General features: G+C 62.5%; 17 protein-coding genes and 1 pseudogene. 11 read left to right on the forward strand and 7 right to left on the reverse strand.

The genetic code is table 11. The features are described from left to right. Window positions 1-562: HEPN domain-containing protein (locus WG901_RS19805; RefSeq protein ID WP_339588853.1), on the forward strand; the 562-nt coding region annotated here is incomplete at its 5' end. 220 nt (window positions 563-782) lie between these two features. On the opposite strand, the gene WG901_RS19810 is transcribed toward WG901_RS19805, so the two are convergent. The 5 genes and pseudogenes from WG901_RS19810 to WG901_RS19830 form a co-directional block, all read right to left on the reverse strand. After that, a complete protein-coding gene (locus tag WG901_RS19810; protein ID WP_339588854.1) occupies window positions 783-3,041 on the reverse strand; it encodes an nSTAND3 domain-containing NTPase in 2,259 nt (752 codons plus the stop codon). A 3-nt stretch (window positions 3,042-3,044) separates the two neighbouring features. Beyond that, window positions 3,045-4,904 (reverse strand): annotated as a pseudogene (locus tag WG901_RS19815) (ATP-binding protein). A gap of 228 nt (window positions 4,905-5,132) precedes the next feature. Continuing rightward, window positions 5,133-7,370, reverse strand: a complete 2,238-nt coding sequence (locus WG901_RS19820) for a molybdopterin-containing oxidoreductase family protein (protein WP_339588855.1) — start codon at window positions 7,368-7,370, stop codon at window positions 5,133-5,135. Then, window positions 7,367-9,406: a molybdopterin-containing oxidoreductase family protein gene (locus WG901_RS19825; protein ID WP_339588856.1), complete on the reverse strand. Its 2,040-nt coding sequence runs from the start codon at window positions 9,404-9,406 to the stop codon at window positions 7,367-7,369. Before WG901_RS19825 ends, WG901_RS19820 begins: the two co-directional genes overlap by 4 nt. 25 nt (window positions 9,407-9,431) lie before the next feature. Further along, a complete protein-coding gene (locus WG901_RS19830; protein ID WP_339588857.1) occupies window positions 9,432-9,929 on the reverse strand; it encodes a hypothetical protein in 498 nt (165 codons plus the stop codon). A 170-nt stretch (window positions 9,930-10,099) separates the two neighbouring features. Here WG901_RS19830 and WG901_RS19835 point away from each other — a divergent pair, with 170 nt between their 5' ends. Continuing rightward, the gene (locus WG901_RS19835) at window positions 10,100-12,640 is read left to right on the forward strand and encodes a beta-glucosidase family protein (protein WP_339588858.1); all 2,541 of its coding nucleotides are present in this window, start codon (window positions 10,100-10,102) and stop codon (window positions 12,638-12,640) included. A gap of 401 nt (window positions 12,641-13,041) precedes the next feature. Continuing rightward, window positions 13,042-13,209 carry a DUF1328 domain-containing protein gene (locus WG901_RS19840; RefSeq protein ID WP_339588859.1) on the forward strand — a complete coding sequence of 56 codons (168 nt, stop codon included), beginning with the start codon at window positions 13,042-13,044 and terminating at the stop codon, window positions 13,207-13,209. A 140-nt stretch (window positions 13,210-13,349) separates the two neighbouring features. Here the strand turns inward: WG901_RS19840 and WG901_RS19845 are convergent, their stop codons facing one another. Continuing rightward, a complete protein-coding gene (locus tag WG901_RS19845; RefSeq protein ID WP_339588860.1) occupies window positions 13,350-14,426 on the reverse strand; it encodes a catalase family protein in 1,077 nt (358 codons plus the stop codon). 83 nt (window positions 14,427-14,509) lie between these two features. Between WG901_RS19845 and fdhD the strand changes: the two genes are divergently transcribed. The 4 genes from fdhD (at window position 14,510) to WG901_RS19865 (ending at window position 19,039) form a co-directional block, all read left to right on the forward strand. After that, the gene (gene fdhD, locus WG901_RS19850; RefSeq protein WP_339588861.1) at window positions 14,510-15,370 is read left to right on the forward strand and encodes a formate dehydrogenase accessory sulfurtransferase FdhD; all 861 of its coding nucleotides are present in this window, start codon (window positions 14,510-14,512) and stop codon (window positions 15,368-15,370) included. Then, complete coding sequence (locus tag WG901_RS19855) at window positions 15,367-17,652, forward strand: FdhF/YdeP family oxidoreductase (RefSeq protein WP_339588862.1); 2,286 nt, start codon at window positions 15,367-15,369, stop codon at window positions 17,650-17,652. Before fdhD ends, WG901_RS19855 begins: the two co-directional genes overlap by 4 nt. Then, a complete protein-coding gene (locus tag WG901_RS19860) occupies window positions 17,649-18,359 on the forward strand; it encodes a cytochrome c oxidase assembly protein (protein WP_339588863.1) in 711 nt (236 codons plus the stop codon). Before WG901_RS19855 ends, WG901_RS19860 begins: the two co-directional genes overlap by 4 nt. A gap of 80 nt (window positions 18,360-18,439) precedes the next feature. Then, window positions 18,440-19,039: a cytochrome b gene (locus WG901_RS19865; RefSeq protein WP_339588864.1), complete on the forward strand. Its 600-nt coding sequence runs from the start codon at window positions 18,440-18,442 to the stop codon at window positions 19,037-19,039. Here WG901_RS19865 and WG901_RS19870 read toward each other — a convergent pair. After that, window positions 18,921-19,574, reverse strand: coding sequence for a c-type cytochrome (locus tag WG901_RS19870; RefSeq protein ID WP_339588865.1), 654 nt, complete (start codon window positions 19,572-19,574; stop codon window positions 18,921-18,923). The genes WG901_RS19865 and WG901_RS19870 overlap by 119 nt on opposite strands. A gap of 56 nt (window positions 19,575-19,630) precedes the next feature. Between WG901_RS19870 and WG901_RS19875 the strand changes: the two genes are divergently transcribed. Genes WG901_RS19875 through WG901_RS19890 form a run of 4 tightly spaced genes read left to right on the forward strand, consistent with a single transcriptional unit; the run spans window position 19,631 to window position 23,730 of the window. Beyond that, complete coding sequence (locus WG901_RS19875; RefSeq protein WP_339588866.1) at window positions 19,631-19,996, forward strand: c-type cytochrome; 366 nt, start codon at window positions 19,631-19,633, stop codon at window positions 19,994-19,996. Further along, window positions 19,986-20,945 carry a cytochrome c oxidase subunit II gene (coxB, locus tag WG901_RS19880; protein WP_339588867.1) on the forward strand — a complete coding sequence of 320 codons (960 nt, stop codon included), beginning with the start codon at window positions 19,986-19,988 and terminating at the stop codon, window positions 20,943-20,945. The genes WG901_RS19875 and coxB overlap by 11 nt, the downstream gene beginning before the upstream one ends. Continuing rightward, window positions 20,942-23,464 carry a cbb3-type cytochrome c oxidase subunit I gene (locus WG901_RS19885; protein ID WP_339588868.1) on the forward strand — a complete coding sequence of 841 codons (2,523 nt, stop codon included), beginning with the start codon at window positions 20,942-20,944 and terminating at the stop codon, window positions 23,462-23,464. The genes coxB and WG901_RS19885 overlap by 4 nt, the downstream gene beginning before the upstream one ends. Next, a complete protein-coding gene (locus WG901_RS19890) occupies window positions 23,461-23,730 on the forward strand; it encodes a hypothetical protein (RefSeq protein ID WP_339588869.1) in 270 nt (89 codons plus the stop codon). The genes WG901_RS19885 and WG901_RS19890 overlap by 4 nt, the downstream gene beginning before the upstream one ends. Window positions 23,731-23,761 lie beyond the last annotated feature (31 nt).

Raw genomic sequence — 23,761 nt, forward strand, 5'->3', positions numbered from 1 at the left:
TCAGGCGCTCCAGCGCGGCGAGTACTTCTGGGCCGACATAGTGCGCGACGGCATCGTGCTCTACGAGCTCCCTCACCACCCTCTGGCAGCTCCAAAGCCGCTGTCAAAGTTCGACGCAGCGCGAATGGCCGAGCGTTACTACCAAGAGTATCGGGAGTCATCTGCCGAGTGGCTGGAATGGACCCGAGACGCCATGGCCAAAGGGGACAAAGGAAAGTGGCTCAATAAGGCGGCCTTTAGCCTTCATCAGGCAGCTGAGACCATCTATGCCTGTTTTCTGCTGACATCCACATTCTACTTCCCGAAATCTCACAACATCAAATTCTTGCGCTCACTTTCCGAGGGGAAGAACCTGCGCCTAGCTGAGGCTTGGCCTCGCGATACGAAGCTTGACCGCAGGCGGTTCGAACTTTTGAAGCGGGCCTACGTCGACGCGCGCTACTCGCCCAATTATAAGATATCGCTGGAAGACCTCGACGCGCTCTACACGTTCGTGAAACGTTTGAGGGATATCGTTGGCGAAGTTTGCGAAGAAAGAATTGCCGAAATCGCAGGGCGCTAAGTTGGACGATCCGGAACGGCAGCTTTGAGGATGCGGAAACGGGATATCCGGCATTCGATCGGGTCGGCGTACCTTCCGTTCGGAAAACCGGGTGTGGCTTCCCCGGCGGCTCGGCCTTCGTCAACGATTTCCGCGCGGGGCGTAGCTAGGTAAAATGGCGCTTAGCAGAACATAGAGCAATGAGGGATCAATTGTCCGCATAACGAATCGCAGAAACGCGCTATTCGTCTACGTCGTCAAAAATTGTCGCGATCCCGGACTTCATGCCCTCCGATTTGCCCAACGGGGTCTCAACTCGCATATCAGCATCGGCGTCTCGGGATTCGTTAATATCGTCGATAGCCCGACTGATGGCACGCCGGCCCGATTCAATTTTTTTGAGATCGGGATCGGCTTCCGGAAGAGCTCGTTCTACGCTGTCCAGGAAGCTTTTCAGCTCATCGAAATGGCTGTCTGGATCGTCGTCGCTGCAATTCGATTTCCAGTCTGAAACATGGGAGTCAAAGCCTTTGAGAACCTCTGCTCTGATCCGGCCAAGCAGCTCTGCGAACTCCTCTTTAGTCATCAATGAGCGCAAGGACTCATCCCGAAATGCACCGCCATCCTGATACGTGACCGTGTTATCGACAATCTCTGCGACAAGGGCGAGCCGCTTTTCCTCGGGCAGCAATCCCGCGGAGTGTAACTTGGCAAGCACACGGTTCTCGGAGGAGTAAGCCATGAAAACTCCCGGCTTCATGTCGAGGATTTCCGGCCTTTGCTCGGCAAAAAGCTTCAAAAACGCGTCATCGCTGCGTTGACCGAGGAAATAGCGGATACGGTAGTCGAACCGATGAACAAGCAGCCGCTTCAGCAAGGCGGGATAGAGCGAAGGTCCGACCTGGACACTGGCTCCCCGGAGCCGGATATCACCACACACCACCTCTTCCAGCAGACGTTCAAGCTTAGCACCACGTAAGTAGATTTCGGTGAGTTCCGGCGAATCAGCAACCAGCGATGCGTAAGCGTCCCCAATCGTCGGATGTTTGAAGGTCCATCTCGGCCCATCCGGCGTTTCCACCAGCAACACGAGGCTACCGCGCAGCGAGTCCAAGGCCATGCGGATATCGGCGGCGGCTACTCCGAGAAGTTCGGTGATGAGGGTGATGCGATCATCCACGTCAATGGGCGATGGAAGTTGCCCGCCATGCATGAACACAAGTGCGACCGCCGCCGCTTCGCTACGATCGAGGTTGCGCAGCACGTCGCGCAGAAAATCGACGGGGCGCCTGATAAAATCAAGCAATCCCTCTCGGCTGGGGATGACGTTCTCGGTGAAAAAGCTCCATCCGAGGCGTCGCGCCGTCTCAGGCAAGAACTCCTCATCCTCGGCCAGTGTCGCCAAATGAGGCTTGATGGCCTTTTTGAAGGACGTGGGCTGATCGCCCCGTTTGATGTGATTATAGAGAATCTGCGCCTTCTCGGCGATCTCCAATCCTTGAACGTTAATGACCACCTGCGATTTGTCGAACAGGGGAAAAGCGCTAGTCTTTAGATCACGATGTGCAGCGCGCCAAATATAGGTTCGTGACGTAAGCAAAAAGCGCGCGCCCTTGCGAACTGCTGCGCTCATCAATGGTAGTTGGCGATTCCACGCGTCGGCAATGTGACGCTGATATTGCGTCGCGCCGAATGCGTCATCGACCCAAAAAAACTGCTCCGGCGCTTGTGGATTCCAATGGCGTTGAAGGTCTTCGGGACTGGTCAACCTTATGGTCGGAGCCCGCCAATGATCAAGCGCTCCCAAGGCAAGACTGGCCGCAATGGTGGACTTCCCGGACGCGGGATCGCCCAGGAGCAGCACGAAGCTGTGGTTGAGCAGCGCCTCAACGCTTTGCCGATGCGCGTCGGTCACGACGAAGCATGCAAGGTCGTCGCCCAACGCGCTAAGCAGTGCGCGTGATTGCGAATAGGCGCGCTCATCTAGAATTTCAGATAGGTCGCCGAGGCCGTAGACCCTCGGGACCATCACGCGCAGACGTGAGGATTCCCTGATTTGCTGGGTGATCCAGTCGCGCCCGAGCAGCAGGCACTTTTTTACACCGACAGCCTCGAAAGCTGCGGCAATCTCTGCCTCCCTGTCACCGGAGATACCGCAATTCGTCAGAAGCACATAATCTTCTGCCAAACCTTTCGTCGTAAGGCGTTTGGCCTTAGTCAGTTCGGATTTTACGGCGGCGAGCGAAAGCGTGGCATTGGGCTTGCTGGTAAATTTGCATTGGATCGTCGACTTTCCCGTAGCCGACCCGTCCTGCCACCGGCCTAAAAAGGCTCCATCCCGACCCCCGTCTCTCGACGGAAGAAACGATTCGATGGGACGTTTGAGGCACTCCTGGGCGACCGCGACGCACAAATCCTGGAACGATTTCCAACCGAGTGTATGCAAGGCGTAATCGGTCAGCGTCCCTTGGGCGGATATCGGCATACTATCGAGAAGCATCCCTCAGCGCAGCCTTTCAGCGACGGCATTGAGCCAGCCGAGTATTTCAGAGTTTTGATCGGACTGGCGGAGTTGATCGATAGTCATGCGGGCCGCCGCGCCGCCATTGAGCCTGGCTTTAGCTCTCGACGCCTTTTCCTGGCGCTTTTCCTCGGGCAACTGATTCCATGGATTAGGTGCTCCACTCGCATTGTGAACACTCGCCGCGACCAGCTCGGGTACATCGCACCAATCGTCGATTGCGACCACAACGTCAAAATCAGGCTGATACTCCGCCGCTATGCAATCGGGATGAAGGTAGTTCTCCATCTCCCGCCGCGCCGTCAGGAACGCGACGTCGTGCGTCCCCCGATCATTCACGGCATCGACGTGGCGGGCATACTTCGGATTGGCTTGGGTGTCGCGATCGTAGATGTGAACCTCAATCATTCCCGCGTTCTGGATGTATCGGCGGTCAACCCAGTGCTTTAGATTGCCGCCCTCGGTGGGGACGAATGCGATGCGGTGGTCGCTAGCGAGATTCACCAGGGTATGACCGTTCTCGCAATACAGTTTCGACGCGCATGACAGGAAGGAGACATCATGCGGTCCCTCGACGAAGACCGCGACCTGCGCGCGTTTGTCCGGATAGATGCCTAGGCCCTTCGCTACGGCTTCGAGCACACCATCGTTGCCCTCTTCAACTTGCGGCGCGCCTTCGGCATTGCGGCTGACAAATCGAATGCATTCCACAGGCACGAGGCCTGCAATGGCTGGCACATGCGTTGTCATCAGCACCTGCGTTTTCGGATCTTCGCTCAGGGCCAGCAGTGCCCGGACCAACATGATTTGATTGTCAGGATGCTGGGAACTTTCTGGCTCCTCGATAGCGTAGATTACGCGTTGGCTGTTGATACCCTGCCGGCGCCGCTCGGCCTCGGCGCGAAAGAAATTGAGCAGGATAAGGCGGCGCACGCCACTGCCCCGCTTATTGATTGGAATCTGGTCATCGCCCGTCAGACTGAGCTTGAAGCCGTCCCATTTGGGTTCGGCCTTGAATGACGGCGTGAGTTGCTGGGCGAGGTTGGGGTCCATTTCGCGCAGCTTAGCCAGCGTGCGCTCGGCGACTTCCATTGCGCTGCGCTGAACCCGTTGCTTGATTAGCTCAAGATCGGCTTCGACCTCGCGAACGGCGGCGGCCACAGCGATCTTCATCGGGTCAGCAACTTCCGGGTCATCATCCTTGCTGGGGCGATCAGCTTGAAAAAGCGCAAACGCAGGAAGACTTTTCTGAAGCTGATCCCAGACCTTCTTTCCGTCTTCTTCCGAGAGCGAAATCAGGCGCTCGGTGCGATTGCCATCACCGACAGTAGCGCGAATGGCCGTCCGAAGCGCGGCATTCGAGCGTTGATCGACTTCTTCCAAGTCAACGCCCACATCGCGTGCGCGGGCCTTCAAATCGTTATTCTTAAGTTTTAGAAGGTCCGCGAGAGGCTCGGCAGTTGGATAATTGGCTCGCGCGCAGACTTCGTCCTTAGGCGTTTTGGTGCGACAATCGAAACGCTTGACGATTTCGAGCTTTCCGTCAGCGTTCAAAAGACACTCTGCCGCCAACGATGTAACTTAGCGAGCATCGAGTGTCAGCTCTTCCGGCAGGTCATCAAAAATGCAGCTAATTTCGACCACCGACCCTTCACTATGGACACAAGTATCGTTTTGCTCGATCTTTACGAGCTGGTTATTGAAAAATATTTCGAGCGCTTCAAGAAGTGTGCTTTTCCCAACATCGTTGCGCCCCATTATTGCTGTGAAGTCGCCGATATTCAGCTTGGTACGTTCCCTGTAGGACCGAAAATTCTCTATAATCGTAGACAACAGACGCACGATTGCCCCCTCGCGTTCACCTGTGGTCTTAAGGCGCAACAGCGCGCCGGTCTAGCCATCGCCCATCCATTAGCAGGACAAGAGCGCGAGGATTGCTTTACGCCTGAAGCATATCCGAACGAGTGGCGTTTTCAGGGAACGCATCTGATGGTTCGAGCGACAGCTATGTCGCGGCAGTTTCCCCGGCCCGACAATCGGCCACAAGGGCAGCTCCCCGACCAATAGCTGTCAAACATCTTTGCTCCACCCCCGCGACACAGACACGGCAATGTTGCTCATGCGGGGAATGCCGCTGATGGCGTCGTATTGCCTGTCTGCGGGCGTCAATCGACCGACATTGCTACCGTGGGTCTCGAAGCCGTCGTCCTCCTCCACCAGGCCGCCAAAGCAATGATACATCGCAATCACCTTTCGCCGCATCGTTTCGTCGGGTTCGACGATGCTAGGGATGCGATCGTGGCGCGAGGTGATGGTCACCGTGTCACCTGCTTGTAGCCCGAGTTCGGTCAAATCCTGTGGATGCATGAAGAGCGGATTATACGCCTTGCCGCGTGTGAGCTTTTCTCCCGGAAGCCTGCGCCCCGCCGAGTTCAGAAAATTGTTCGAACGGCGCGAGATCAAGCGAAACGGATAGGCTTGATCTGCGTGCTCGGTCTGGAACTCGAAGGCGCGCACTTGGGCGAGTTCTCCCATCATGTGGGCGTTTCCGACGTCCAACCTTTCCCTGCAGTCCGGATCCTTGGGCGCGACCGTCTCATTGACCTCGAAGATGTGGCCATGCGGATGGCGCCGCACTTCATCTAGCGTGAACCGTCCCTTCTCGCAGATCTTCTCGTACAGGCCCTCAGTCGTCAGATTGTCGCTCTTCGCCATGTCGATGATCGTCGGCGGCGCCTCGTCGAACCGTCCGAAGCCGTACTTGATGCCCATGGTCAGGCCGAGTCCCATACGCTTGGCGACACCGTTGTAGAATTCCCATTCCTCGATGAGATCGGAATCGGGCGGCGGGGCGACGATGCGCGGGCTATATTGCGCATAGGGCTTGGGATAGCCGATGCCGATGGTGTAGTATTTGAGCGCCTCGACGCGCTGGGTCATTCCCGGAGTTTCGAGCGTCATCTTGGTCGCGATGACGTAGTCGGCGAGCCGTGCGGTGAGCGCCATCTCGACGTCGAGACAGACGAGCAGATCGAGCTTTTCCATCGCCTGCTGGGTCCGTCGTTGATCGGGCCATGCCGCCATGGGGTTGGAGCCGTTGCAGATGAGCGCACGCACCTGACCGTCCCCTTCGAGCAGGATTTCGTCGGCAAGCGCGGCGGTTGGCAGGCCGCAAGCGGCGTCGGTCAGATCGCGTACGCGCAGCTTCGTGCCATAGCCCCATCCCTGGAATGGGCCCGAGGCTTGCGCGCGAGCGGTATAGGCCGGCAGGAGGGCATTGGGGCGGTGGACGGGGTCGCCTGCGCGCGGCCAGCGACCGCAAATGGTGGCAAGGCACAGCGCAAGGTACTCGGTGAGATTGCCATGCTGCGAAAAATTCGGCCCGGTGCCGCAGTTGGCCATGCCGCCACGACGGGTCGCGAAAAGACGGGCTGCGGCGGTCACCTGATCGGCTGGAACCTCTGCGCGACGCGCGACATATTCGGGCGTGAAGTCCGCGACCTGCGCGGCTAGCGCATCGAAGCCGTCGACCTCACCGTCAATGAATTCCCGGTCGACGAGGCCTTCGGCGATGATGACATGAATGAGCCCGGCCAGGATAGTCGGATCCTCGCCGGGCCGGGGCTGCAGGTGGATAGCGGCGCGCTTGGCGGTCTCGGTTCGGCGCGGGTCGATGACGATGAGCTTCATACCGCGCGCCACCTCTTCCTTCAGGCGCTGCGCGGGATTGTTGAACGGTACGCCGTTGGCCTTGGAGATGACGGGGTTCATTCCCACCAGGAGCCAGGTATCTGCCCCGGCGAACGGTAGGTCGCCCGCCAACCAGTTGCCATGGGCCGAAGCCGCTATCTGCTTGCCCGGAGAATCGATGGGATTGGGCGTGAAGAACATCGGCGATCCGATCGCCTGTAACAGCGCGGCAGCCATGTTCGCGCCGCCGGGATAGGATTGGCCGCTAGTACCGGTGTAAATGGCGACGCTGCGCGGGCCGTACTGCGCAACGATTGCGCGAAGTCGGGCAGCTATTTCGTCCATCGCCTGATCTACGCCGATGGGCGCGAACGCACCATCCGCCTGCCGTTTCTGGCTCGCCAACAGCCGCAGCGGGCTGTTGTGCAGTTCGGGCAAGGCGCGCCCCTTGGGACAAGTGTAGCCCTGGAACAGAGGATTGTCGGGATCGCCCCTGACCTCTGTGATCCGACCATCCTCGACCGTCGCCAGAACGCCGCAGTGGGCTGGGCAAAGCCGGCACAAGGTCGGCACCGTCACCGCGCCAGTCTGCTCGCGCGCGGCATGAGCCTGCGTCATGATGCAGCCGCGATTTCTACGGGGATGGCGGACATCATCACCGGCTGGCCCGTCTGCGGATCGATCTCGCTGCTGACCAGACGACACACGTTACGCCCGAGCCAGCCATGCGTGAGATGGAGCGTTCCAGGACGGAGGCCGCGGTCGATGCGCAATGTGCCAGACAGGCTACCGCAATCCCCTTTTAGCGTGACGGTATCACCCTCGCCGACACCGTTCTGCGCTGCATCGTCCGGATGGATGCCTATGCACGGCAACTGGTCGGCGTCGAACCGTTTGTGGCCATAACGACCATAGGCCATGCGATTGTGATTGTGCAGTTCGCGCCCGCTGACGAGTACCAGACTGGCTGTCGGCTCAGCCGGTCTCAGCAGATCGGGCAGCCGATCGAGCAGGGCGGACGGGGCGATCTGCCATTTGCCGCCGGGCAGGACGCGGTCATGCACCCAGTCGTAGATCCTCGGCAGGACAATGCCGCGCGGGCCCGCCGCGAACAGCTCGGCGGGGGGCCGGCGCCCCGATGCGGCAAATGCCGTCAGAACCTCGTCGTCGGTCGCGGTCTGCGGATCGAGCCCGTCGATCACCTCGAAGCCGAGCCGGCGACCGAGCTCCGCGAACATCCACCAGGTCTTGCGCCGATCGCCGCCCAGCGGCACGACCTGCGGCGTGTAGGCCATGTGCTGCGACCAGCCACCCGGCAGATCGCTGCGTTCGAGCATGGCGGCCGCCGGAAGCACATGCGTCGCCATGTCCGTGAGCTCGTTAGCGACAACGTCTATCACCACCAGCAGCTCGAGCGAGCGCAGGGCATCGCGCAGCCGATCGGGTTCGGGAAAGGCCGTCAGCGGGCTTCCACCGTTGATGAACAGCGCCTTGAGGTTGCCGCTTTCGATTTCGTCGACCATCGCGCCGCAGGGCACTTCTCCGAGCCACATCGGCAGGTCCGGCCGGCTGCGCGGGGTCCTGGGCACTTCACCTTGTGGGGTCGCTGACCAATTCTCGCGCTTTTCCAGCTGGTCGTACCAGCCGACGTTGACCCACATTCCGCCTTCGCGATCGACCGACCCCGTGAGCACCAGGATCACCCACCGTAGCAGTTGCGTCGTCAGGGCGTCAGGCGTGAAGTTAAGGCCCGTGCCGATCGTGATTACGAGCTTTCCGGCGCGGCGAATTGCGTCAAGAAGACTGGTGATCTGTACCGCGTCGATCCCCGTGCGTCCGGCAACGATCTCCAGATCGAACGGCGCTAGCGCACGGCGCAGGCTGGCGACGTCTTCAGCCGCGACATGGCGCTCGAGTTCGCGCGGATCCACGCCGTCTTCCAGCAACTCGCGACACAAATAGGCCAGCAAGAGCGCATCGCTGCCCGGCCGGATCGCCATATGATGATCGGCAAATCGCGCCGTTTCGGTACGCCGCGGATCGACCACCCAAAGCTCGCCTCCCAGTCCCTGATAGTCGCGTATCCAGCGGACCGGATCCGACAGCATCATCCCGAGCTGCGCATGCGAGACGACCGGATTGCTGCCGATCGTTATGGCAAGCTTCGGCGCCTGATGGTCAGGGAACCATTCAGGCGTGATCTCGGCATGGCCGCCGGTAACTATCTGCTGTGCCCTGATCCCTGGCGCACAATCGACCGTTACGGCCGAGTAGCGCTGGCTTGATCCCAGCTTGCGGAAAAAGGCACCAATGGAGGGCCGGCCGGCGCTGTCATAGGCACCGCCGCTGGCGGTGTAGTAGCCGATCGCCTCGGCCCCATCCCGCTCGATGATCGATTGCATGCGCGCAGCCAGATCGTCGAGCGTCGCTTCCCAACTCGACTGGCCACCGTCGACCTTGGGGTAATCGAGGCGCTGCGGATGATGGTGAAAGGCTGCAACGCCCCGCCCCTTGGGGCACAGGTATCCGCGAGAGATCGGATGCTCGGGATCGCCCTTCGCGCCGATCACGGTCGTGCCGTCGACCTCGACCGTCATACCGCAAAATGCCGGACACAATCGGCACGTCGTCAGATGCTCCGCAACCATCAACATTCTCCCAAGCGTGCCGGTTTTCCGGCTATCCGCCCTGCGGACCGATCTGGTGGCCGTCCGGGCTGCATCGAAAGTGGTGCATCCAACCCGATGCCTGGTCAACGCTCGGTTCAATCGGCAGGAAAATAAGGCTGAACGGAACGCAGCTTCTGCGGACAAGTTTGTTGACATTGAACATCGGCAATCTTGGCGCGATGTTCGAGCCGCCGACGGCGCCTGCATCGTGTTGAACGACGCAAACTGCGGCACCGTTTGCAACAGTTGCGTGATGGTACTTCAAATCATCGCGATCCTGCGCGAAGACCCGCGGCACCAGCGAAGTCAAAGACACGGCAATCGTGATCGCCGACCCGGCGCAGCGTGCGCGAGCGTCGCGCTTATGCGTAGCATGCATGAACATTTCAGGCCCTCCCCAGGGTTGTCCGTCAATGGCCGCCAGCATTTTTGCAGGCCGGAACAAATCTCTTTGCGATCTTATTTGGTCATACCAGTAAAGGAACAGCGGCCAACCCAAAATCTTCACCTTTCTTGGCCAACAAGGAGAGGCGGCTGGCCTTTGGAGGCAGGTGAATCAACGCTATCGGGCGGCGCATCCGCTTGACACCAGTCAGTAGCCCTATAGAAAAATTGGACTAGCCAATTTGGGAGAGAGTTCTCGTGGTAGTCGCAATGCGCCGAGGCTGGAAATTGGGGGTGACCGTCAGCACCGTGGCCGCCCTGGGCACCGCATTGCCTGCGACTGCCAACAGTGCCGGCCAAGCCGGCCGGCAACCGTGGATGGCTCGGAAGCTAGTCGATCAGCAGAAAGCGGAGAAAACCGATACGGCAAAAGAGGCTTTGGCGAACCGTCGTGCGAAGCTTCTCGTTGCAGCACTCACTCCCGAGCAGAAATTGCAGCAGTTGACGGGCAGCCGCCCCGAGATCGTGCCCGAGCTTCCCAATTGCTTTGGCGCACGTCACGTACGAGGCATTTCAGAGCTTTCCATTCCGACCTTGCGGATCACCAATGGTCCGGTCGGCGTCGGTCAGAACGACTGCGTGTCACCCAGCGTAGTGGACACAAAAGCGGCGGGCATCTTCGGCGCGAACATGGCGGTCGCCTATACGCATCCGTCCTCGGCCAAGGCCACCGCGCTCCCCGCGGCAATCGGCGTCGCCGCCTCGTTTGATCCGGCCATCGCTGCAGCTTACGGGGAGGTCATCGCCAATGAGATGAACGCGCTTGCGCTTCATGTCTTCGAGGCTCCCGGGCTTAACCTGGCGCGATTGCCGATCTTGGGACGAAACTTCGAATATTTCGGCGAGGATCCCTATCTGACAGGCGTCATGGGAACTGCCGAAACGCGCGCAATCCAGGCGCGAGGGCTGATCGTCATGCCTAAGCACTTCGTCGCCAACGAACAGGAGACCAATCGCCAGACCATCGGGACCACGGTCGATCGGCAGACCCTGCGCGAGCTTTATCTCTTGCCGTTCGAAATGACGGTGAAGGATGCCAAGGCCGGCTCGATCATGTGCGCCTACAACTATGTGAACACCGTATCCTCCTGCGAGAACCGCGAGATGATAACGGACATCCTACGCGGCGACTGGGGATTCACGGGTTACGTCCAGCCCGACTTCTTTGGGATGAAGAGCACGGTTGCCACGATGAAGGCAGGGCTCGATCACGAGATGCCCCAACCTATTCAGTGGTCGCCCGCCCGCCTCAACGCGGCGCTTGCCGCAGGCGATCTCGCGACCGCGGACTTCGACCGGGCACTCGAACGTCGATACACGCAGATGTTCAAGGCCGGTATTTTCGACAGGCCCCTCGTGCAAAAGCCCATGGACGTCCGGGGCCACGGTACCAGAGCACGCGACATCGGCGTTCGGTCTGCCGTGCTGCTGCAGAACAATGGCACACTGCCGCTGCGGACCGACCTCGCCTCGATCATCGTGATAGGCAAGGCGAGCCAGGTCTATGCGCAGCAGGCCGTCGCGGGCGGCGCGCTCACCGGTAAGCCTATGGGTTCGGGCGGAGGCAGTTCAGACGTCGTGCCGCACTATTCCGTCACACCGGTTCAGGGCATTCTCAACGCGCTGAAGGCCAAGGGCAATGACGAAGCGGCGGTCAGACTGGTTCTCGTCGACGACGAGAACCGCACGGCCACGATCGACGGCGTCGGCGCGGGCTTCGATGCGGTTCTCGCCGAAGCCGCCAAGGCAGATGCCGTCGTTCTGATGGCTGGAACGATTTCCGAAGAAGGTGCCGATCGCGCCACGTTCCAGCTGGCAGATGGCAAGGTGCTCGCCGGCAAGGCCGCAGAAGGTCAAGGACTTGACTGGTATGCCGATCGCTCCGACGTGATCGCGGTCGTCGATCCCGGCAAGAATCCCAGAGCCGTGCTCGCGAAGAACAGTCAGACCCTTGCGATGATCAAGACAGTGCTTGGCACGCGGTCCACTTCCGGTACCGACATGCTGCGCAAGGCGGTGCTTGTGCTCAAGGACAACGCCAGCGTCGCAATGGATCCGGCGCTGGTCGGCAAGGATGGCCCTTCAATTCTCGAGGCCTGGTTTCCGGGGCAAGAAGATGGCAACATCGTTGCCGATCTTCTGTTCGGCTTGAGAAGCCCATCCGGCAAATTGCCGACGACATTCCCTTATTCGGGCAAGGGTTTCCTCGACACGGTCACGCCATCGCAATTCCCCGGGATTCCGGGCGCGGACGGAAAAACCCCGACCGTCGAATATACCGAGAAACTCGCCATGGGTTATCGGTGGTATGATGCGAACGTCAGTGGCGACTGCGCCGCGAGCGCGGGGCGCAACCCCTGTGTTGCCTTCCCTTTCGGCCACGGCCTTTCCTACACGACCTTCACCGTCAGCCGGCAGGCGCTTTCGTTCGATCGAGCGCGCAAGATTTGGCGCGCCCAAGCCCGGGTAACGAACACGGGCAAGCGCGTGGGCGCGGAAGTGGTGCAGGCCTATATCTCGTTGCCCGCGAGCGCGAGCGCGCTTGGCGCAGCGCAGCCTCCCAAGCGGCTGATCGGCTTTCAACGTGTTGAATTGAAGCCCGGCACTTCGAAGATCGTGACCATCACGATCGATCCCGCAACCAGCAATCACCCGCTCGAAGTGTGGAACGAAGCCGAGAAAAAATGGGTCACGCCCGCCGGGCAATATACTGTCTGGCTAGGCACTTCATCGTCCCCTGCAGACCTGACCACGGCGGGAACACTTTCGCGCTGACTCACAGCACAGAAATTCATCGCACGTACGGCTTCAGACAATCGCCGAAACTAACGATCGGACATTACCATCAGAGCCAGAGCCAGAGGACTGGCGTTGACCGGCATCCGGTGCTGCCGGATCGAACGGACGCGCCGGCAGGAATTTTCGGCCCCACCTGGCATGACATGCGATTCCAAGCGCAGCGAATTCAAGGCCGGCGTCTCGGGCAAGCGCGGCGAGCCCCCAACATAAGCCTTAGGCCTCCCCTATCGACTCCCGAGTTCCAAAGTCACCTTATCGATCCTCGCCGGGGAACTGCATCCGTGTGACGGGTCATGGAACATTTGGGTCGCCGGCAGGTTCTGAGTTGAGGTGCTCGTCGAACGCAATGACGGAGCTTTCATCAAGGGAGATATCTTATGCTTCGCTGGGCCATTATCTTTGCCGTTGTCGCCTTGATCGCTGCGCTGCTTGGCTTCGGCGGCGTCGCAGGCCTTTCTGCTGATTTCGCAAAGGTCTTCCTATTGGTTGCGGTAGTTCTTGTCGTGCTGGGCTTCCTCTTCGGACGTGGTCCTAGAGTCCCGTAAAGACCGATCGATACCTAATCTGTCAAAGCGGGCGGCGTAGTCGCGATCTCGGAAATCTGCCGAGCTCGCAGCTACGCCGTTCGGCATAAATCGGTGGATGTTTTTCGCTAAGTATCATCGACGAGGAACTTCAGGTTCTCCTAACCTGAGGGTTCATGAATCGGGCAACGGTTCGCCGTCTCGCGGAAGGCCGCGGAGTGGCGATAGGTATCCTTTCGCGCGCGATTGATATCTCCCAACGGCTGGTGCGCAACGATCCCCGTCCAAACGCTAAAGCGCATCTCTTCGTTCACGCGTCGCAGCACGTCGGCATCCCAACTGTCCTGGCGTGGTATGCGCAGTGTCGCGATCCTGGCGAAGGGGGCATCGTCCTCCTTCCACTCCACCCTGGGATCTTCGACCGGCTGCTTGGCCAAGTCGCGGCATAGCTGCGCTTCGAATGCCCACTCGCCATCGATGACCGCCATCTGTTTGCGCACATCCTCACGGATCGCATCGCGGCGATTCGTGGTATCGATCGTCTCACCGGTCAGGGCGGTGAGAGATGCGCTGATCGGCCGCAGACGATATTTGGCAATGTAGTCGCCGTGGCGGAACGGGGTGACGCTGAAATACGTCTCGCCAAGCGGATCGACCTGTGGCGCGCCGCCGAGGCTCCCAAGCTTCGGACTGTCAAGCCCGACGAGGCCGAGCGCCCCGTTCACTGCCTGGAGCACCTTCGACAAGACCACCTTGATGCCTTCTGCCCTGTCGGTCGTTTTGGCGAGCAGCGCGAGGTTGCCAGCGAATTTCTTGGCCGTCGGCACAAGGAAGATCGGGCCGTTGATCATCACGAAATCCTGCGCCGTGCCTTCGGCGCCCGGTAGCCGCGCCCCGTCGACGCCGGTCACCTTCAGCGCAAGGCCACGTGGCAGCGCGATGGCATCGTCGAGGATATCGCCAGGATTGGTCGAGATCCGGACAAAGGCTTCGTGGTCTCCGGGTCGAGCGAAAAGCCCCTGCGCCAGCTCGGGCGCCAGACCCGGTTCCACGGTGAACGTGCCCTGGAGGATCGCATGCGCCTTGGCATGCACTGCGCGGACCGCGTGGCCGTAGTCTTCGTGAGTCCTTGCCAGGATCTCATCGAAGGTCGCGTTGAGTTGGTCGACCGTCTCTTGTTCGTCCTCGCGGTAGGTCTCGACGTCGGGCATATAAGGAACGGGTGGGAGGGTGAGCATTTCAGAACTCCGGCAACGATGGCGTTTCCGAAAGGAAGCGGCGGGCGTGCTCGCAGGTTCCTCCAATCCTCGAAGAAACAAAGATGTCCGCGGCCCGTTCAGCGGGAATGCGACATGACCATTCGTTCGTCACTTCGTCCCGTGATCCGCTTGCGGCGGTGCCAGGCCATCTGCCCATAGCGTTCGAGCGTATCAGCGCTTCGACCGATCGCGCCGGGCTCGACCGCGACGTCGCGCAGGAGGTGCCCGTCGCGATCGAGATCAACGGGTTCGGCTATGCCGTGCTGATGGCGACGCCGCTCGATCTAGACGACCTGATCTACGGCTTTCTGCGCGCCGAGCGTCTGGCCGCCACGGCCCGACAGATCTTCGCCATCGACTGCTATCGGCTGGAAGCAGGCTATATCGCCCGGGTCACCGTCGACGCTGCCGTTGCGGAGCGGCTGACCGATCGCGTGCGCCATCGCACCTCGGACAGCAGTTGCGGTCTGTGCGGCGTAGAGAATCTCGAGCAGGCAATGCGCGAACTACCTCGGCTGACTGCGGCGTCGGACGCGTCGAGCCTGGCCGTGTTTCGCGCGCTCGGTGCATTGCCGGACCATCAACCGCTCAACCGGATGACCGGCGGTGTCCATGCTGCCGCTCTCTGCGATGCTGAAGGCCATATCCGCGTGGTGCGAGAGGACATCGGCCGGCACAACGCCTTCGACAAGCTGATCGGCGCGATGATGCGGGAGCGGCTCGACTGGGACGGCGGCTTCGCGCTGCTCTCCTCGCGCTGTTCCTACGAGCTGGTCGAGAAGGCGGTGCTCAGCCAGTGCCCGATGCTCGTGACAATCTCCGCGCCAACCAGTCTGGCGCTGGCGCGGGCCCGCGAAGCCGGGCTCGACCTACGGGTTCTGGCCCGGTCCGATTCGCTGCTCTCGCCGGTCTTCCCGGCATGACCGCGCCGCGCAAGGGCCGGGTCAAACCATTCGAAGGTCCCGCCGGGGGCTGGGGATCGGTGCGCTCGCTCGCCGACATTCTGCCGCGCGAACGGCTCGGGCCCGTGGCACTGGCGCAGCTCGCACGGCAGAACAAGACAGAAGGCTTCGCTTGCGTGAGCTGCGCTTGGCCCAAGCCGGCAGACGCGCATCCAGCCGAATTCTGCGAGGAAGGCGCGAAAGCGACCGCCTGGGAGCTGACGACGCTGCGGACCACGCCCGCGTTCTTCCAAGAGCACACGCTGACAGCGCTGCGCGGCTGGAGCGACTACGACCTCGAGCAGCACGGGCGGCTGACCCATCCGCTATGCTACAATCGCGAGACCGATCGATACGAGGCCATCTCCTGGGACGAGGCCTTTGCGGCGATCGGCGAAGCCCTGCGGCCGATTTCGCCGAAGGCAGTGGCCTTCTACTCGTCGGGCCGAACGAGCCTCGAGGCCTCCTACATGTACGGGCTGATGGCGCGGATGTTCGGCAACCAGAATCTGCCCGACAGCTCGAACATGTGCCATGAGTCCACGTCGGTCGGCCTAAAGGCGGCGATCGGCGTGCCCGTGGGAACGACCCGGCTCGAAGACTTCGATCACGCCGACGCGCTGTTCTTCTTCGGCCACAACACCGGCTCCAACGCGCCCCGAATGCTCCACAACCTGCGCAGCTGCCGCAAGCGAGGGGTCGAGATCGTAACGTTCAACCCCCTGCGCGAGCGCGGCCTCGAACGCTTCACCGACCCGCAGAACCCGATCGAGATGACGACACTGCGCGAGACGGACATCTCTACCCAGTATCACCAGCTCAAGGCCGGGGGTGACATCGCTGCCATCATGGGCATGGCGAAATTCCTGATCGAATGGGACGATGCGGCCTCGGCTGCCGGTGCCCCACCCGTGCTCGACCACGATTTCATCGACCAGCACACCAAGGGTTTCGAGGATTTCGTCGCGCTCGTCCGTTCGACGACCTGGAAGACGATCGAGAAGGAATCCGCTTTGTCGCGCAGCGCCATCGAGGAAGCCGCGCAGGTCTATGCCGATGCCAAGGCGGTCATGGCAATCTACGGCATGGGCCTGACCCAGCACGTCAAGGGCGTCGACAACGTCCGCATGCTGGTGAACCTGCTGCTGCTGCGCGGAAACATCGGCAAGCCCGGCGCCGGGCCGATGCCCGTCCGCGGCCATTCCAATGTCCAGGGCCAACGCACCGTCGGCATCACCGAGAAGACCGAACTGGTTCCGATCGAAAGGCTCGAGCAACAGTACGGTTTTTCCGCCCCGCGCGAGAAAGGGCTCGATACGGTCGAGACCTGCCGCGGCGTGATCGACGGATCGGTGAAGGCCTTTGTCGGGCTCGGCGGCAACTTCCTGCGCGCCGTACCCGAGACCGAGGCGATGGAGAGGGCGTGGCCGAACCTTGAAGTGTCGGTCCAGATCGCCACCAAGCTCAACCGCAATCATCTGTTTCCCGGCAAGGTGACCTACCTGCTCCCCTGCCTCGGCCGCATAGAGCGCGACGTGCAGGCCAGTGGGCCGCAGGCCGTGTCGGTCGAGGATTCGACGAGTTGCATCCACGGCTCGCGCGGCAAGATCGCGCCCGCCAGCGAGCACCTGCTCTCCGAACCGGCGATCGTCGCCGCGCTCGCCAAAAGGCTCCTTCCTGCCAATCCCAAGGTCGACTGGGATGCCTGGACCGCCGACTACGGCCTGATCCGCGAAGCTATCGAAGAAACCTATCCCGAGATCTTTCCCGACTACAACGCGCGGCTCTTCACCCCTGGCGGCTTCTGGAAAGGCAACAAGGCGGCCGAGCGCATCTGGCTGACGGAAAGCGGCAAGGCCGAGTTCTTCACGCCCAAGTCGCTGAACGCCGCCGGGTTCGAGGACGCCGACAAGCGCTTCCGCCTCATCACCCTGCGCTCGAACGACCAGTTCAACACCACGATCTACGGCTATCACGACCGCTTTCGCGGCGTGAAAGGCACACGCGACGTGCTGTTCATGAACGTCGCGGACATGCTCGCCGAAGATCTGACCGAAGGCGAGATCGTCGCGCTGGAGAGCGACGCCGGCGACGGCGTGCGGCGACGGCGTGAAGGGCTGATCGTGACGCCCTACGACATTCCGCGCGGCTGCCTCGGTGCCTATTATCCCGAGGCCAACGTCCTCATTCCGATCGAGCATCATGCCGACGAGAGCCATGTTCCCGCGGGCAAGTCGGTTCCCGTCAGAATCGCGCGCGGGTGAGTGCTGCTCTCCCCTATTGCGGCGCGGCGCCACTGCCAGCTGAGCTCTGGGAGCGCTGGAATCTCGATCCCCTCGTGATCGCGGGCCTGATCGTAGCGATCTGGGTCGGGCGAAGTCTGGGACTGCGCATGACGCCATGGGCGGCCGGAATCGCGATTCTGGCCGCGGTCTTCGTGTCTCCGCTCTGTGCGCTCGGCTCTGCGCTTTTCGCTGCGCGTGTGGCCCATCACGTGATCCTCGCGGGCGTGGCTGCGCCATTGCTTGCGCTGGCGCTTCCGCGCGCGGGCGGATCGGTGCCGCGCTGGGCGGCGGTCCATGCCCTTGCCTTCTGGCTCTGGCACGCGCCGCCGATCTACGCTCAGGCGCTTGCGAGCGACGCGGTCTACTGGCTGATGCAGGCGACGCTGCTCGGATCGGCACTGATGTTCTGGCGCGCGGTGCGCGGTGCCGCACCGCCGCTCGCAATCGCTGGCCTGCTTGCCACGATGGTACAGATGGGCCTGCTCGGCGCGCTGCTCACCTTTACGACGACGCCGCTCTACGCGTGGCATAGCGTGACCACGCAAGCCTGGGGTATTTCGCAACTGGCCGACCAGCAACTCGCGGGGCTGATCATGTGGGTGATCGGCGGCGCGCTCTACCTCGCAACGGCCCTCAAGGTGGCGAGCCGGCTCATCGGCGACCCAACCCGCCCGGCACGCGCGTGATCCAGGCCATCCGCCGATGGGCCGCGCGGCATGCGGCCGAGGGTCGATACTCCCCGGTCGGCATCGCGTTTCACTGGATCATGGCGGCGCTGATCGTCTTCCAAATCTACTGGGGCTGGCGCATGAGCCGCCTGCCGGTGGGCGGCGACAAGCTCGATGCCTATGCGATCCATTCCGAGATTGGACTGGCGATGCTGGTTCTGGCCGCCATGCGCTTGGTATGGCGGATGATCGTGCCGGGACCGATCAACGACGCCGATCGACTCGGCTGGCAGACCCAACTCGCCTATCTGACGCACGGGCTGTTCTACATCTGCTTCTTCGGCCTGCCGTTGACCGGTTGGGCCATGTGGTCGGCGCTCGATGGCGCGCCACCGCTCGATCTGCTGGGCCTACCTTGGCCCGAGATGCCGTTCCACGACGTGCCGATCGCGATCCAGTGGGCCGTGCTCGACTGGGCTGAAGGCATTCACGCGCTGCTCGTGCTGTGCCTGCTCGTCATGGTACCGCTGCATGTCGGCGCCGCGCTCAAGCACCACTTTTGGGACAAGCACGATACGCTCATCGGGATGCTGCCGGCGCTCGACGATGACGAGGATGAGCCGGGGAAGCCTCGGCCCGGCCTGCGTGATGCAGCCCTGCCAGATTCTCCACCTCGGCCGGCTCCAGCGCGCGGCTGACGGCGAGCATCTGTCCCATTCCGTCACCCCGTCGCTTGCCCGTGCGCCAGGCGAGAAGCTGCGCCTCGACGTAAGCGGCAGACTGCCCTGCGAGCGGAGGGTTCGCGGGTCCAAGCCCCTCGCCGGTAGGCCCATGGCATGCTGCACAGCGCGCGGCATAGAGCGGCGACACCCGTGGCAGAGCGGAAGCGGTGGCGGGAAGCGTCGCGTAGTAGGCGGAGACCTTGCCGCGATCGTCGAGGTCGAGCCCGCGGACAATCGCACGCATCTCGGCATGTTCTCGCCGACCGTTGGCATAGTCGTCGAGCTGGCGATGGAGGTAGCCGGCGTCGAGCCCGGCGAGGCGCGGAACCAGCCTGCCGTCGCCCTCGCCCTTCAGACCATGACACGACGCGCAGGCATGGGTCGGACCGCCGTCGCCGCCGCTCAACGCGATGACTTCGCCGCTCGCGGTAAAGGCCGGATTGCCGCCGCCGGCATCGGCGCAGCCGCCCAGGATCGCAGCCAAAAGCAGAAAGGAGGCGGACTTGGGCACGCCATCGGAACAGTTGCGGCGCCGGGCGGTTCCACGATCGGAGGCACGACAGAGAAATGGGGGTGCGTATCGCCTTTATCGCGGCATTGCTGCTAACCGGTTGCGAGAATGTCGGCATAGCCCCTAATCCGGCCGGTGCCGAAGCCGCCGCGCGTGGACGCGTCGCGGCCGAGCGCCTCGGTTGCGGCGCTTGCCACGTCATTCCGGGCATCTGGCCCGCGGGCACCAGCGGACCATCGCTCGAAAACTTCCGCCATCGCGCCGCGATCGCCGGCCGTTATGCCAATCGGCCCGACCGCCTCGCCGATTTCCTGCTCGATCCCTCCGAAACGGCCATGCCGCGCCAGCCGATGAGCGCGCGCGACGCCGCGGACATCGCCGCTTTTCTGCATTCTGCCCCGCAATCCGCAAATGCGCGTTGAAGCCGGCCTGACCTCCGTGCTGAGCGGATGGCCGCCACCCGTGCTCGACGCGGGCGGCCCCTTTGCCCAGCCCGTGGCGCTGCTCGCCTGGGCGCTGCTGATCGGCGGAGCCGTGGTACTGATCGTCGTCCTGGCGGCTCTCGCCGTGGCGCTATGGGGCAAGCCGTCGCTGCGCCGCCGGCTCGGCGGCGACCGCGCGATCTGGCTCGGCGGCGTCGCTTTTCCCGGAGTGATGCTGACCGCGCTGCTGATCTGGGGTTTGCGGCTGACCGACGATCTCCAGGCGACCGGTCCGCGCGCTGGCGAGATGCGCGTGCGCATCACCGGCGAAATGTGGTGGTGGCGCGTGGCCTATCTCGACGATGCAGGGCGTACGGTGATCCGCGACGCCAACGAGCTGCACGTCCCGGTCGGGCAAAGCGTGCTGCTCGAACTCGATTCCGCCGATGTGATCCACAGCTTCTGGATACCAAACCTCGCCGGCAAGATGGACATGATTCCCGGCCGCACCAACCTGCTGCGCATCCAGGCGGACAAGCCCGGCACCTATGGTGGCCAGTGCGCCGAATACTGCGGCGGCCCGCATGCGCTGATGGGCTTCGCGGTCGTCGCACACCCGCCCGAGACCTTCGCACGCTGGCAGGCGAGCCGACGCGCTCCGCCCGCACCCAAGACGCAGCCGGGCGCGGAACTCTTCCGATCGAGCGGGTGCGCCGCATGCCACACGATCGCGGGGACGGAGGCCAACGGTCTCGCCGGCCCCGATCTCAGCCATGTCGGTTCGCGCCGTACGCTGGGCGCGGGCATCCTGCCCAACAACCGCGGCACCTTGATGGGCTGGATCGCCGACAGCCAGTCGCTCAAGCCGGGCAATCGCATGCCGAACTACAAGCAGCTTTCGCCCGAGGAACTGGCCACGCTCGCGACCTACATGGAAAGCTTGAAGTGAGGTCCGAGACGGGCTTCGACCCCGCGCTCTACGACCGCTTCCCGACGCAGGGCGAACGGCCGAAGCACGAGGAGCCTCAGCTCCGGCGCATCTGGTGCGCGCCCAAGGGCTGGGAATACCTGACCGTCGTCAACAACAACTACGTCGGGATCTACTACCTCGGCACGGCCTTCCTGTTCTTCCTGCTCGCCGGCGTGCTGGCGCTGGTGATGCGCGTCCAGCTCGCCGCACCGTTGATGGACGTGCTGCCACAGGCGACCTACAACCAGGTCTTCACCATGCACGGCACGGTGATGATGTTCCTCTTCGCCGTGCCGATGGTCGAGGCCGCGGGCGTGCTGCTGCTGCCGCAGATGCTCGCTGCGCGCGATCTGCCCTTCCCGCGCCTGTCGGCCTATGCCTTCTGGGCCTACGCCGTGGGCGGCCTCGCCTTCTTTGCCTCGCTGTTCGTCGGGCTCGCCCCCGACGGCGGCTGGTTCATGTATCCGCCGCTGACCTCGAAGAGCTATTCGCCCGGGATCAACACCGATTTCTGGTTGCTGGGCATCGGCTTCATCGAGATCAGCGCGATTGCCGGCGCGATCGAGATCATCGTCGGCGTTCTGCGGACGCGCGCGCCGGGAATGAGCCTCGACAAGATGCCTATCTTCGCCTGGGCCATGCTGGTCTTCGCGGTGATGATCGTCATCGCCTTTCCCAGCGTGATCCTCGCGACCCTGCTGCTCGAGATCGAGCGCGCCTTCAACTGGCCGTTCTTCGACGCGACGCGCGGCGGCGATCCGCTGCTGTGGCAACACCTGTTCTGGTTCTTCGGCCATCCCGAGGTCTACATCATCTTCCTGCCCGCCGCGGGAATGATGAGCATGATCATTCCTACGATCGCACGCACCGAACTGGTCGGCTACCGGCTGATCGTCCTCGCCATGATCGCCACCGGGTTCATCAGCTTCGGCGTCTGGGCGCATCACATGTTCGCCACCGGGCTGCCGCCGATGACCTCCGGCTTCTTTTCGGCGGCATCGATGGCGGTCTCGATGCCGGCGGGCATCCAGGTCTTCTCGTGGATCGCGACCTTCGCGATCGGCAAACCGCGGTTCAACACGCCGGGGCTCTTCGCCATGGGCAGCGTCGTGATCTTCGTCACGGGCGGACTGACCGGCGTCATGGTCGCGCTCGTGCCGTTCGATTGGCAGGCCCACGACACCTATTTCATCGTCGCGCATCTCCACTACGTCCTGATCGGCGGCATGGTCTTCCCGCTGTTCGCGGCAATGTACTACTGGACGCCGATGGTCAGCCGTTCCGCACTGTCGGAACGGTGGGGCAAATGGGTGTTCGGGCTGATGTTCGTGGGCATGAACGTCGCCTTCATGCCCATGCATCTGGCGGGCCTCATGGGCATGCCGCGGCGGGTCTACACCTATCTGCCGGGCAGCGGCTGGGACCTGCCCAACCTGATCTCGACGATCGGCGCCTTCATGCTGGCGCTGGGCGTGCTGCTGTTCCTGATCGACATGGCGCGCCGGTTCCGCCTCGCTCCGGGCGGCGGCAACGCGGGCAACACCTATGGCGCCGGCACGCTCGAATGGTTGCCGACCGAGCTGTTCTCGACGCGATCGATCCCCGTGGTGAAAAGCCGCGAACCGCTGTGGGACAATCCCGACCTGTCGGACGATGTCGAGCAGGGCCGCTACTTCCTGCCCAATTCGGCCACCGGCCGGCGCGAGACGATCGTCACCAGCCCGCTTCTGGCCGAACCGCAATATCTGCAGATGATGCCGGGGCCCTCGCCCTGGCCTTTCGCCGCGGCGATCTTCACCGCGGGCTTCTTCCTCGCGCTGACGGTTCAGGCCTACATGTTCGCTTGGGTCAGCGGCGCACTGGCGACCGTGGCCGTCCTGCGCTGGCTGTGGGACACCGACCGGCCGGTCGATCAGCCGCATGTCGATATCGGCGCGGGCATCCGGGTGCCGACCTATGTCACCGGGCCGAGCAGCCACGGCTGGTGGGCTATGGTGATCCTCATGATCGTGATGGGCATGATCTTCGCCATGGCGCTGTTCAGTCTCGCCTTCCTTTGGGGAAATCAGCCGAGCTTCTGGACCAAGCCTCTGCCGCTGACCGAGGGCATGGGAATAGTGGCAGGCTACGCAGGCGTCATGCTGGCGGCCTGGGCGACGCGGCGCCTCCATCTCGGCGGAAAAAGCTGGGCGTCGATCCCCGTGCTGCTCGGCGCCCTCGCAACACTCGGGCTGACCTGGCTCGACGCGAGCGCGTGGTTCGCGCTTCTTCCTCCCGATACCAGCGGTCAGAGCGCCGCAGTCAACGCGATCCTCTGCCTGCAAGCGATGGTCGGCGCAATCGCGATGCTGATGGCGGCCTATCTCGGTTGGCGCGCAGTGAAAGGGCTGATCAGCGCAACGCGTAACAACACCCTCGACCTCACCTGCCTGTTCGTCGGCTACACGGGCGCGCAGGGCCTGGTCGGCACGATCTTCTCCCGCGCGATAGGCGCATGACAACCTGGTTCATTCTGCTCGGCGGCCTGATCGTCTGGACAGCGCATTTCTTCGGGCTCTATGCGCTGGCCGAGATCGCGCCCGCACCGTGGCGCGTTGTGGTGCTGACCCTGGCCTGCCTGGTCGCCGATCTGTGGCTGCTACACTACGTTCGACACCTGCCCCGCGACGATGCCTTTTCCGTCTGGCGTCGATCCGTAGCCACGGGCGGCGCCTTGCTCAGTCTGCTGGCGGTAACATGGCAGGCGCTTCCGGCGCTGACGTAGAGAACAGCGGTGCGCGCAATTGCTCTGCGAC

The organism is Novosphingobium anseongense (assembly GCF_037482895.1).
GTDB classification, from domain to species: domain Bacteria; phylum Pseudomonadota; class Alphaproteobacteria; order Sphingomonadales; family Sphingomonadaceae; genus Novosphingobium; species Novosphingobium anseongense.